Origin of the sequence: Acinetobacter sp. A47, assembly GCF_000805455.1 — a bacterium.
GTDB lineage: Bacteria > Pseudomonadota > Gammaproteobacteria > Pseudomonadales > Moraxellaceae > Acinetobacter.
On the sequence record NZ_JSUS01000001.1, the window covers coordinates 469279 to 481562 of the forward strand.

The following is a 12284-nucleotide window of genomic DNA, read 5'->3' on the forward strand; positions in this document are numbered from 1 at the left end:
AGGCTTTTTTAAATATGCTGATGCCGGGAAAAGTACACGCCCGCCCGTTGCGCCGCCCCGATAATATGTGCTTGCATGGCTTTTTCAGCCGCAACTGCATCCTGATGAAAGAGGGCTTGCAGTATCAGTTCATGTTCCTGAATGGTTTTAAATGCCAGTTTGGGCTGAACAAAAGGCAGGAGCTGGCTTTTTTTAATCCATTCATTATGCTGTTTAAGGGTTTGAATAATCGACTGATTATGGCTCAATTCAATAATATGTTGATGAAAGGCATAATCTGCCTCAGCGGCTGCCTGCCAGTTTTGTGCCTGAATTGCAGCGGCCAGTGACTGGTAATGTTGCTGTAAGGCCGATTGATCATGCTCAGTTAAATATTCGCAGGCCAGCAGCGCACAAAAACCTTCCAGTACATAGCGTAATTGATAAAAATCCTTGAGCGAAATACGGTGTTCACCGTCCCATTGTTCGGCGGCCTGACTGTGCTGTGAAATGACATAGACCCCTTTACCCGCCTTGATTTCCAGTAAGCCTAATGCAGCAAGGCGGGTGAGGGCTTCTCGTAGCGAAGCACGGCTGATACCCAATTGAAGGGCAAGATCACGTTGTGAGGGCAAGGCAGAACCGAGCGGATATGTTCCTTGCTGAATGCGTTGATGAATCACTTCCACCGCCTGCTCAGTGACCTGAAATGATTTTGCACCGAGCATCGTTTGTGGAGCCATACGCCACATCCTGTTGTTAAAATGCTGGTTTGATTCTACACAAAATTTTAGTTTGTAGTGACACCCGCAATTAAAAAATAGACGGGTTTTGGGCAACAGGTCAGACCAGTTGGACTGGATTTTGCATGCTTGCAAGCAAATGAAATATTCAGGATTGACCAATGACAGTGCATATTGCCCAGACTGTAGCCTTACCCGCCCATTTGCAGGCGTTCACCAATCTTGCCGATGCCAGAATTGGTGCAGGTATCGTGAGTTGTTCCGATGAGTTTTTTGCAGAAGCTGCAAGAATGTTGCAAAGCGCACCTGCCCGGTTCATTGAGGGAAAATATGATGATAATGGTAAGTGGATGGATGGCTGGGAAACCCGCCGTAAACGTGAGGCCGGTTATGACTGGTGTATTGTGCGTTTAGGTGCGACAGGAGTTGTCTCTGGATTTGATATTGATACCTCATTCTTTACCGGTAATTATCCCGCCTCTGCTTCCATTGAGGGCTGTTACGCGCCAGATAATCAATTGGAAGGTATCACCTGGACGGTTTTATTGGACAACTCGCCCTTGTCCCCTGATCAGCATCATTTTTTTGACTGCGCTGCACAGCAAGTGACCCATATCCGTATCAATATCTTTCCGGACGGAGGCATTGCCCGTTTAAGGGTATATGGCCGTGTAGTGGTTGAAAATGTCGATACAACCCGGCAGATAGACCTGATCGGGCTGAAAAATGGCGGGCGCATTGTTGCCTTTAGCGATGCACATTTTGGGCATCCCAACAATCTGATCAGTCCGGATCGTGGCTTAAATATGGGTGATGGCTGGGAGACCAAACGTCGCCGTGCCCCCGGTTTTGACTGGTGCATGATTGCGTTGGGACAACCCGGGCAGGTTGAAAAAATTGAAGTGGATACAGCCTATTTTAAAGGGAATTTTCCGGCATTTTGTTCGATTCAGGCCGCTTATGTTGATCATGCAAGCGACGCACAACTGATTCCGCAGAGTATGTTCTGGCCTTTTTTATTACAACAGCAGCCTTTGACCATGGACTGTATACATGAATATGTGGAAGAAGTGCTGCAACATCAAAAAGTAAACTATATCCGCGTCAATATGATTCCGGATGGCGGGATAAGCCGGATCCGTTTATGGGGGAAAGTCGTTGACTAAGATAAATGAGTTGATTGGGTACACTGGTAACACCTTATAAACTGGCCGTGTATAAGCTGATTTTTATAAGGGTACATTGCTGCTATCACAGAAACCGGCGGTGTCCATGCCGCCAACTGTGCTCGTGCAATATTGCGAGGTTTTTCATTGAGACAAGTGAAATTTGAGCAAGTATTTCTTTGGATGAAAGAGAATGTCTATGCATGAACAAGATATTGAAATCCGCCCTTTAACTCAAGACAGCTTTGCCCCTTTTGGTGAGGTGATCGAAAAGAGGGGTAAAGACTTTATTCCGATTAATCAGGGTCTGACTGAACGCTATCATGCGCTTTCACTCGCACAGCTGTCAGGAGAGCAGGCTGCCGTTGGCATGAGTATTTTTCATAACCTGTTTGCAACAACAGTTCCATTTCAGGTCGAGATGCTGGAACGGCATCCCTATGGTTCACAGTCTTTTATTCCATTACAGCAACAGCAGTTTATTATTGTTGTGGCACTGCCATTTGACCCAACACGACCCGATGAGCAGCAGCTTCAAGCTTTTATCAGTAATGGGCAGCAGGGAATTACCTACCATCAAGGGGTATGGCATCATCCTTTAATTACTTTGGAAGCACATAGCGATTTTCTGGTGGTAGACCGGATTGGCGGTGGTGCTAATTGTGATGTCTATCATTTATCTCAACCGTACCGGATCACGGCAACTTTAGCGCCACAGGTTGAGCCTCTCTGATGGTAGAACGGATAAAAACAAGATAAAACTTCATCTATTGGAAGCCTATGCATTTTAATTTAGAATGCCTGGTCAGCAGGATAGATGCCTGACATGATTATTTTTTTCATTCAGATTTTTTAGATAAAACAACAAATACTGATTTTCTATGTCCAGAAAACCTTATGGCACAAGCGATTTGCCTGAACAGCCTGCAAAGCAAAAGAAACAGCAGAAACAACAGCACAAACGTTTGGTGCTTGAACAACAAGCTAAAGCAAAAAGAAAAGCGATAGCAGTCATTGCTTGTTTGATGATTGTATTTGTTTTACCTATCTTTTTATTTCCAGCCTATCCTCGTAATCAGTGGCAGTATGAGATTTATCGGTATATTAGCGAGCAGATGTTAATAACGGTGGGAAGCAAAGGGCCGTTGCCATTTTTTACTATTCTTTCAAGCATTTATTATACGATTATCACCTCTGTTATAGGCGGTTATTTAAGCTTCTTATTTATTCAGAGAACCGGAGTAGGCAAGGCGTTTCAGGAAAAAATTTATAGCAAATTTTTTCAGGACGAGTTTAAGGCATCAAAGAAATATCCATGGCTTGAGAAACCGTTAATTAAAAAAACCATAGTGTCAGGTATATTTCTCTTATTATTTTTAATGGGCATTCTACATTTTATTTTTGATGAAATTTCCTTGCAGGATGGTAGCCGTAAAGGCGCGCTTATCCAGTTCAGTTATAATTACCGGCTTGGCGTAATTTTTTGGGAAGCCTGTATAAGTATAATCACGATATTCCCGTTTTTTTATTTCGGTTTTTTAATCATTTATCTTGTTAACTATTTTTTTCGGGGGTTCGGTACGGGCAAAATTATTATGCCCCCCAAAGTAGTTCATAAAAGCGCCAGAAAAAGATCGCGAAAAGGATCATAAACGAGAGCAGTCAATCGATGATTATTCAATGACAGACAGGAAGCACTGGTCGCTGTCTAGCATGCTTTTGCCAGCTTTCCCGGATATGGGAGCTATGCCATTAAGATGATTATAATATCAACAGTTTGCCAAGATCGTTTATCCCTGATAGGGATGATGCCTATACCAGTGCTCTGCGATCTGCTGACGGGTACAAATCCAGACCCGATCATGATTTTGCACATAATCCAGAAAACGTTGTAGCGCCTTAAAGCGGGCAGGCCGTCCTAAAATCCGGCAGTGCATGCCTACAGAAAGCATTTTAGGTCTGCTTGTTCCTTCGGCATATAAAACATCAAAAGCATCTTTTAAATATTCAAAAAAATCTTCACTACGGTTAAAACCTGTAGGCGAGGCAAACTTCATGTCATTGCAATCAAGGGTATAGGGAATCACCAGATGCGGCCGGGTTAGCCCCGCTGCATTGCTGAGTGTGGTCCAAAAAGGCAGGTCATCGCCATAGTAATCGCTGTCATATTGTACCTGATCATATTCCGCCAATAATTGACGGGTATTGGGGCTATCACGGCCTGTATACCAGCCGGTCGGCATTGCACCAAACAGATCTTTCAAGATGTGCATGGCCTCTGCCATATGCTGCTTTTCGGTTTCAATATCTATATTTTGATAATGTATCCAGCGTAAGCCATGTGAGACCACATCATAATGATTTGCCTTGATGGCCTCGACCACCTCTGGATTACGTTGTAAAGCCATCGCCACGGCAAAGATGGTCAGCGGTAATTGACGCTTGGCAAATTCCTGCTGAATCCGCCAGAAACCGACCCGTGAACCATATTCATAAATCGAGTCCATCGACAGGTGCCGTGCAGGATAACTTTCAGCGCCACTGATTTCGGACAAGAACTGTTCCGAGCCTTCATCGCCATGCAGGATATGTTTTTCCGCTCCTTCTTCATAATTCAGCACAAACTGAACCGCGATTTTCGCCTGATTGGGCCATTGCGCATGGGGAGGCTGATGAGCATAACCGATCATGTCTCTTGGATAGTCTGCTGTGAAACCTATGTCTTCCGATAAAACCATAGCAATGCCTAAGTGATGTAACCGATGAATCTTCACACCAAATTAGCTTGGATAAACTTGCATTGTCAAATATTAATTTTAATTAAATCAATATCTTGTGTGTTTATTTTTGGTGCAAAAATACAGTTTTATGGATCAATGTGCTTTAACATGCGCGATTTTAGTGCTTCCATTTCTGTAATGATCTGATTCATCATGATCTGGGCAATTCGCGAAAGTTGCCGTTTTGGTGCAACACAGAGCGCCAGCGTCACTGGATAAAGTCCCTTGTCCTGGATGGCTCTAAAGACAAACTCACCATTTTCTATATGAGGGGAGGCATCCAGATAACTCATGATGCCAATCCCCAGATGTTGCCTGAGTAATGAAATCATCATATGAATATCGTTGCATTCGATTTTATGTTGAGGATAAAAATCCTGCTTTTTATATAAGGCTGTGACATGGTCATGAATCATCAAGGGCTCGGCAGGGAGAATATGGTGAAATGTCAGTGTATCGGAGAAGTAGATTTTTTCTTTATGGGCCAGATGATGTTGTGAGGGAATGACAAAGCCCAGCGGCATTTCGACAAAAGCACTGACCTGTAACTGGTGCTGATGTTTTGGATTCAGAATCAGGCCAAAGTCGAGTTCAGCATTGATGACCCGATCAGCGATACGTTCACTGTCCAGTACACGGATATTGAAATTAATCCACGGATACTGCTGGACAGCCGATTGCATCACGGTACTGAGAAAACTGTTACTGAGGGCAGAAATCATCCCGAATTCAATTGAGCCCCGTTGTAAACCCTGAATTTCATGCAGACGTTTTTGTGTGACCTGAAACGCTTTTTGCCAGTTGCGTAGATCGGCATAGAGCAATTCACCAGCCAGGGTCAGTTTAAGTCCATTGGGCAAACGTTCAAATAGGGTCACACCCAATTGTTGTTCTGCCAGAACAATCTGCCGATGTACAGCAGATACCGAAATAAAAAGCTGATCGGCTGCTTTTCTTAAACTGCCTGTCTGGGCAACGGCAATAAAGTAATCGGCAAAACGTGAAAATGGCAATGTCATTGCAGACTCGCTGGAGTTAAGAGCAGTGCCCATACAGAAGCAATTATGATGCCGGACGTTCTAATTTTTAGAATGATGCATGTAATTCATTCTAATAGACGACAACAAGCTTCTATTTCACACTGCCCATAACAAGCAGAACCCTAAAAATGAGCAGCCACTATGAATGCGATTCCTTTCATTAGCCTTCCCCATAAACCATGTCATAGCCAGTTTGATGAGCAGGACTGGCAGATTCTTGCCCAGCACTGGTATCCGGTTGCACGTATTGAAGACATTACCAGCACGCCACAGCAAGTCACCTTGCTGGATATGAACCTGGCACTGTACAAGACCGAAGCAGGACAGATTCATCTGGTTCGGGATATTTGCCCACATCGTGGTGTACCTCTGAGTAAGGGCTGGGTTGAGGGAGATCAGCTGATTTGTCCTTATCATGGACTGCATTTTAATGAAGCAGGCCAATGTACCAGAATCCCGGCCCAGCCTGACTTGACTCAAATTTCTGAACGTTTTTCTCTGACCAAATTCCCTGTGGTTTTAAAATGTGGTCTGGTCTGGACCAGCCTTTGCGGACGCGATCAAAGTTTGGCTAATTTTCCGGTACTTGACACTTGGCAGAGTGATGGACATCAGGCCATTTTACCGCCTTATGTCGACATTGCTGGCTCCAGTGGCCGACAACTGGAAGGTTTTATTGATGTTGCCCATTTTGCCTGGGTCCATCATCAGGCTTTTGCAGACCGGGACAATCCGGTGGTGCCGAAATACACAACGGCACGTACCGAGTACGGCTTGCATACACATTACACCAGTCAGGTCAGCAATTATCCGCACGGCATGCAGCATCTGGCACCTGATGATTTTTTATGGCATCGGATTTTTGATGTATATCCGCCATTCTCGGCAGTGCTGACCGTTCACTTTCCCGAACAGGGCATTTTAAAGATCCTCAATGCTTGCTGTCCGGTATCGCACAATAAAACCCGGCTGTTTGTACCGCTAACCCGTAACTTTGATACAACCGGTGATCTACAGGCGGTCTATGATTTTAATGCCCAGATTTTTGCAGAGGACCAAGAGATGGTCGAGTCTCAAAAACCGGAGGAATTGCCTCTGGATATAAGTATGGAAGCACATTTTGAGGCAGATCGTTCTTCAGCCATGTATCGCCGTATTCTGGCAGAGTGGGGTCTCAGCAAGCGCTATACCGTTTAAAGTCCAGCACCGGTTTAGAGGGAAAAGACCCGTGCTTAAGCCATTTCCGCACAATGTATATTAAAAGTCGTTGTACCGTAGAAAAATGCGAGCTGGTCGGGACGATATCTGGCAGCCGTGGGTCAGGAAAATATTATAATTGGCACTCCCGGAAGCCGAGCCTGATATGTTGTTATTAAAGCTTGTTTTTACCTTTTAATATTTTGAACCTGATGAATGATATTGGTCTTGAGTATGAAAAGATGTGGATAAGGCGATTTTCTATCAGAAAAATTGAAAGATACTGACTTTTCCTTTTATTTATGAAACCGTATCCTGTTTAGACCCAAGCAGGAAATGATTGATCTGTTTTTCAATTGACTTGCATTTAACAAGGTACACCATTTATTGATGTGCCTTTTTTATTTGGTTTAATTTTCATTTTTAAGTGATTGAGTTTTGACTCGATAGTTGGGTCTTAAATTTGGCTCTATTTTGCGGTGTCATATCATGAATAAAAAGCATGTAACTTTTTCAGTAATTATTGGTTTAGTGGTTGGTCTTATCTTAGGCACTTTTGGGTATTCAAAAACGGTTGGACGTATCGATGTCATGACAACAGCCTGCACAATCGTCAATCAGGCGGTTGAACATGAGATATTGAAACCTGAACAGGTGAAACCATTAGGTGAGTTGACAGGTCAGGTCTTGAAGAAAGATTATGCATCAGTTGCATCGAAGTTTAAGTTTTCTGAAGAAAACTTAGCCAATGCTTCTGAAGGCTCGAACTGTAGCCAGTTTGTTGTTGGTGTCAATTCAGCCAAATGATAAGAAAAGCCCATAGTGTTATGGGCTTTTTTATTTTATAAACGTCAAACTTTTTTCTGCAGAACGGTAATAAAAGCGTGCGTTTTCCCAATTATCTAAAAACTGTTTGCCTGATTCCGGTACTTGTTTTACCGGCTTGCGCTTCTTTAAGCCTGGAAAACAAATATCCAAGCTACGAGTACAGAACCGACTATAAAATTTTGCAGGAAGATCGCATTACCGGCTTGGGAAAAATAAAAGCTGAAGATAAACAGGCTTCCAGTACCTTGCTGATTGGTGAAAATTATAATTATCTTCTGAGTGATGGCGGCGATGATGTTTTAAAGATCATGCAAAATTTGCCTGTACAAGAACGTGCCATACGCAACACCTTGCCGCTTGAACTTGATGTTTATAATGACAATGTTTTTTACGGACACATTCATTTTTATCATCCGGTTCCGATGAGCCAGCTCAGTGCGGCAAAAAAACAGCAATTACGTGCACTCGGTTTTATGGAAGAACCGGTGTCAGACCAGTCTGATGTGAAAGAGATATATCTGGCCAGAAACATTGCGATCAAGGGAACTGTCTATCAGGCAAAGCCGCAGCAAGCTAATCTTTCCCTCACCAGCAGTGTGCCGATTGTACTCCGTGAAGCGCGCCTGAAAACACAGGAAAATAAAGCGAATGTCATGAAAAAGCGGGTGCTGATGCCGGTTGCTCTGGCATTTGATATCGTGTCCTTACCAATTCAATGGGGGGCCGGAAAGCTGGCAAACAAATAATTTGCAACGGCCCTCAACAAGCACAGGCGGGTAGGGGTTTTAGCAGATCAACAGCAGTCTATACTCGCCGTCTTTTTCAACAGGTGCCCGATGAACGCACGGTAAAACATGTTGGCCGGGATGGTCGACTGCCAGACGCCAAAGATGGCCAACCCCGAGGTTGAGTGCTGTTGCGCCAGCACTGGGTTGATAATGCAAGTCAAAAAAATGTGCTTGCAGGAAGTTGTCAAACTCATCTGCCGGGCCATCATGGAGTTGTTCAAGCTGTGTCCTGATTTCTGGAATCAGGATTTTTTGTCTGACTTGGTGATTGGGCAGAATTTCGCTGGCAGCGCCATGATAGGTGCATAAGAACGTATCTGTTTCGATCGGTGAGCGATCGACATGATATGAATAGACGTCAGTCGAAATGAAGTCCAGCTCTGTATCGCGTGGATAAGATTGAATCAGGTTAAGCACAGGATCTGCTCCCCAATCGGTTAGCTGCCGGATATCTTGCAGAATTGTTAGCCTTGCGATATGGCCTTGTTCTGATAATGACAGTTCCAGCAGGTCTTCCGGCGTGACTTCAGTCACATGCTCTTGTAACGACAGTTTGTTTACAATTTCGGTAAAATCGCCAGAAAGACGTCTATGCCAGCACAGGGCATTCATTTTTCCATGAAAACGGGTTTGTACAAGCTCGGTAAAAGTAGAAACCACGCCAACTTGCGGGTTATCAGAAAATTGATGACTCATATAAAAAATTAAAAAGTAGCCCGTCCAATAATATACACCGATTCTGATCCGGATTTTTACATCAACCGCTTAGGTGAGGATTAAGCAGAATGGGGGAGGTCAGTCCATACTCAAGAGTCGAGTCTGGGAAAATAATGGCGAATGAGGCAGATTTGCTATTTCTTTTATGCTGCAGGACGCTTTATAAATGTGAGATTAATCACATCTTTAGCACGGCTCTTGATTTTTTTTAATGACATGGATTTTATTTAAATTTTTGATTTTTATAGTTATAAAATTAAAAAATATTTTTCGTTACAACCCCGTGATCGACAATTTAGGTTTTTATTTGAGATATTCCCTAGGCGTAATTTTGCGCAACATTAGCATGTATTGAAGAGATTTATCTCTTGAGCCAGATAAGGAGTTTTAGTTTAAATCACAGTCTTTAAAAAAAGCAGTGTAGATGATAACTGCATCATATCATCTTGCTTTTATTGTATTTTTTAATATTTTTATTTTTTATAAGATTTATCTTTTTAACCTGATGACAAGCTGTTTTACACTTTAAATGGAGTGATTCAATGAATAATATAAAAATCAAAGTAAAGGATCAGTTTGAGACTGAAAATGTTGCCCGTGCCTGGATTCGTCAAGCCAATGATCAAGAGCTTCCTTTATTCAAGCGCATAGAACACATTGAAATTGAGGGAGAAATTATCCTGCCCAATATGGAACTGCTTTATGAAAATCCGAAAGATGGCCGCATTTATAAATTTATAGAAGTGCTTTAGTCTCGCCAGCTCTTGGCTTCTATGCATCTATATCCATCCATAATCAAAAGATTATGGATTTTTTAATTGTATATCTTGGCAGCTAAAGCTGTAATTTTTCTTGTCTGATATGGTGTCTTGGATTGCAACAGATCAATGCATACAGCCTATTAAAAATTGTGTAGATGTTGCACAAAGCTGGTATTACTTACATGAGGCTTATAATTATTTACAAATAGAAAATGGTTTTCATTTCAAAATAATATTAACAAGATTTGCATTAAGGAAATGGAAATGCCCCAGTATTTGCGAATATCTGAAAATATCTACAGGAAATTTCAGGAAAACAAGCAGTTTACAGACAATAAGCAAGATTGCCTGAATTTAATTATCAAGCAGCTTCGTAAAGAGCTGGTCGACACAGACCTGAAGCTGACTTGTCAGTATATTGATTTTGTTGAAGGTTTTGAGCAACCACTCACCAACAGCCGTATCAGTCTGGATATTAGTCTGGTGCCTAGCTATAAGCACAAGGATGAATTTGTATTGTGGCTGGCAGGATTTATCGAGCGGATTACAGACGGTGGCGTAAAACGGTTACCCCCGCTACATACGGATATTCCTCCTGAATTTACGTTCCAAAGCGATCCCAATGTCATTTTAGATAGGCGCAATGAACATAGCGGGGAAAGGATTATTTCTTACTTTAGAAGTGATGACTTTGCCGAAGAAATCAAGAATATTTAGCCCGTCCTTGCAACCTCTTTTCGAGAGAGCAGGCTGATCTTGCGATGTTGACCGGAATGCAGGACAAACCGCGCCAATCGTAGCTGCGGCAGCTAAATCTGCGTTTTAATAGAAAGAATTGATTAAATTTTAACTCAATTCATAAGCCATAACATGATAATATTAAAGACTAAAATTACAATTGAATGGGGAATCAATGATGAAGGGTGCACTAGGTTTAATGTTTGTGTTTATTGTGGCAACACCTGTTTTTGCTGCTGAGACCATTGCACCTTTAACCGGTTCAGAAGCTGCTGTCGCCTCTACCGTATCAAAAGAAAAGGCCAAAAACTCTCTCATCAAGCAATCGGTGAAAAAAGCCAATATCAATGAAGAAGTAGACACACAGGCTTTAAAACTAGGCGGGATACACCGTAGAGAAGATGCAAGAGAATATCTGGAACTCAAACAGGCAGAAAAAAATGCGGCCCCCTTGCCAGACAAGACCAAAGTGAAAAATACAGCGGAAGAACTGGCAAGTAAATAGATGTATAGTGAGACCGCATATTGAACCTGTTTCAGCAGGATTCTGAAACCTTGAGTGCTTAAATTTGTAACCCAACGGTTAAGTTAATAGGAATATAAATTAAGACTTTAGCTAATTTTCAAAGACTTGGCTCGCTGAAATATAAAACGATAATAGTTATAATTCTTGTTACAACCCTCTGGTCGACAAGAGCGCAAAAATTTCCCATAGTCCTAGGAACTATAGTATTGGGAGAACTGTTATGGATAAGATTACAGTTATCGTAAAAGATCAAGAAGAGAACGAGTCTATTGTCATCGCCCAGTTAAACGATCTGGAAGATCAGGATATTCCTTTTTTTAAACGGGTCGAACATATCGAGGTAGAAGGCAATATTATCTATCCAAATATTGACTTGCTTTTTGAAAATGAAGCTGACGGCAAAATTTATAAACTGGTTGCTCCAGTAGACGATAAACGGTTTATCTAAATCCAGATGTTGGGGATCAGACAGAACAATACCCACTTGGTGGTCTGGAATAAGTGGGTTTCGTCATTTGCATGATAAAAATGTGCATCTGCTCTGGCAGTATTTTTGAGATCAATTTCTGGACAGTGGGAGCAAGTTATTTAAAGAGCCGGGAGATTAAAGGGCAGGGTCCGAGCTCTTTTTCAATTAAAAATTGGTATCTCTTGCTCAGGTAATCGGGTTCAGACCTTTTACGATATCGTTAAATTCAGAGCCATTTAACCAGAAAGATTTTTTCAGGAACAGCGTCGTCATAATACTCTCTGCGGTCTCACTATCCGGATTTTCGCAAAACAGGCCATAGCTATTGCCAAGTACGGTATTGTTCTCGATCAGGCGGATAAAGTAAGCATGTTGTTCATCTGCATAACCTAAAATAGCATCACGTTGTTTGTTCATTTTTCATGTCTCCACATCAAAAATCTTTGAATAAAACCTTACGGCTCTAGGCCAGATTTATTCATCAACCAGATCAATCACTTAACTCTGCCAAAAAAATAAAAAAACAAGCTAAGTCATTTATTTGATTCATGA

General features: G+C 42.2%; 15 protein-coding genes. 10 read left to right on the forward strand and 5 right to left on the reverse strand.

From position 1 onward, the window contains the following. Window positions 1–8: 8 nt before the first annotated feature. Window positions 9–722, reverse strand: a complete 714-nt coding sequence (locus tag OC23_RS02215; RefSeq protein WP_038342441.1) for a FadR/GntR family transcriptional regulator — start codon at window positions 720–722, stop codon at window positions 9–11. 161 nt (window positions 723–883) lie between these two features. On the opposite strand from OC23_RS02215, the gene alc reads away from it, so the two are divergent. The 3 genes from alc to OC23_RS02230 all read left to right on the forward strand — a co-directional run bounded on the left by alc (window position 884) and on the right by OC23_RS02230 (window position 3540). Further along, on the forward strand, window positions 884–1888 hold the full coding sequence (alc, locus tag OC23_RS02220; RefSeq protein WP_038342442.1) for an allantoicase: 1005 nt from the start codon (window positions 884–886) through the stop codon (window positions 1886–1888). A gap of 199 nt (window positions 1889–2087) precedes the next feature. Then, window positions 2088–2621, forward strand: coding sequence for an ureidoglycolate lyase (locus OC23_RS02225; RefSeq protein ID WP_038342444.1), 534 nt, complete (start codon window positions 2088–2090; stop codon window positions 2619–2621). Window positions 2622–2769: 148 nt separating this feature from the next. Continuing rightward, entirely contained in the window at window positions 2770–3540 is a 771-nt protein-coding gene (locus OC23_RS02230; RefSeq protein WP_038342446.1) for a hypothetical protein, read from the forward strand. 138 nt (window positions 3541–3678) lie between these two features. Here OC23_RS02230 and puuE read toward each other — a convergent pair whose 3' ends face one another. Together puuE and OC23_RS02240 are read right to left on the reverse strand one after the other, a co-directional pair. Beyond that, a complete protein-coding gene (gene puuE / locus OC23_RS02235) occupies window positions 3679–4626 on the reverse strand; it encodes an allantoinase PuuE (protein ID WP_038342447.1) in 948 nt (315 codons plus the stop codon). Window positions 4627–4754: 128 nt separating this feature from the next. After that, window positions 4755–5687, reverse strand: a complete 933-nt coding sequence (locus OC23_RS02240) for a LysR family transcriptional regulator (RefSeq protein ID WP_038342606.1) — start codon at window positions 5685–5687, stop codon at window positions 4755–4757. 162 nt (window positions 5688–5849) lie between these two features. Between OC23_RS02240 and OC23_RS02245 the strand changes: the two genes are divergently transcribed. The 3 genes from OC23_RS02245 (at window position 5850) to OC23_RS02255 (ending at window position 8479) form a co-directional block, all read left to right on the forward strand. Beyond that, entirely contained in the window at window positions 5850–6905 is a 1056-nt protein-coding gene (locus OC23_RS02245) for a Rieske 2Fe-2S domain-containing protein (RefSeq protein ID WP_038342449.1), read from the forward strand. Window positions 6906–7394: 489 nt separating this feature from the next. Beyond that, entirely contained in the window at window positions 7395–7712 is a 318-nt protein-coding gene (locus OC23_RS02250) for a hypothetical protein (protein WP_038342451.1), read from the forward strand. Window positions 7713–7789: 77 nt separating this feature from the next. After that, complete coding sequence (locus tag OC23_RS02255; protein ID WP_038342452.1) at window positions 7790–8479, forward strand: hypothetical protein; 690 nt, start codon at window positions 7790–7792, stop codon at window positions 8477–8479. 39 nt (window positions 8480–8518) lie between these two features. On the opposite strand, the gene OC23_RS02260 is transcribed toward OC23_RS02255, so the two are convergent. Then, on the reverse strand, window positions 8519–9217 hold the full coding sequence (locus OC23_RS02260) for a DUF1826 domain-containing protein (protein ID WP_038342454.1): 699 nt from the start codon (window positions 9215–9217) through the stop codon (window positions 8519–8521). 563 nt (window positions 9218–9780) lie between these two features. Here OC23_RS02260 and OC23_RS02265 point away from each other — a divergent pair. From OC23_RS02265 to OC23_RS02280, 4 genes are all read left to right on the forward strand, one after another. After that, window positions 9781–9990 carry a hypothetical protein gene (locus OC23_RS02265; RefSeq protein WP_038342456.1) on the forward strand — a complete coding sequence of 70 codons (210 nt, stop codon included), beginning with the start codon at window positions 9781–9783 and terminating at the stop codon, window positions 9988–9990. A 273-nt stretch (window positions 9991–10263) separates the two neighbouring features. Continuing rightward, complete coding sequence (locus OC23_RS02270) at window positions 10264–10716, forward strand: hypothetical protein (protein WP_038342457.1); 453 nt, start codon at window positions 10264–10266, stop codon at window positions 10714–10716. Window positions 10717–10915: 199 nt separating this feature from the next. Continuing rightward, a complete protein-coding gene (locus OC23_RS02275; RefSeq protein WP_038342458.1) occupies window positions 10916–11242 on the forward strand; it encodes a hypothetical protein in 327 nt (108 codons plus the stop codon). A gap of 241 nt (window positions 11243–11483) precedes the next feature. Continuing rightward, window positions 11484–11711, forward strand: a complete 228-nt coding sequence (locus tag OC23_RS02280; RefSeq protein WP_038342459.1) for a hypothetical protein — start codon at window positions 11484–11486, stop codon at window positions 11709–11711. 207 nt (window positions 11712–11918) lie between these two features. On the opposite strand, the gene OC23_RS02285 is transcribed toward OC23_RS02280, so the two are convergent. Beyond that, a complete protein-coding gene (locus OC23_RS02285) occupies window positions 11919–12149 on the reverse strand; it encodes a hypothetical protein (RefSeq protein WP_038342460.1) in 231 nt (76 codons plus the stop codon). Window positions 12150–12284: the final 135 nt, after the last annotated feature.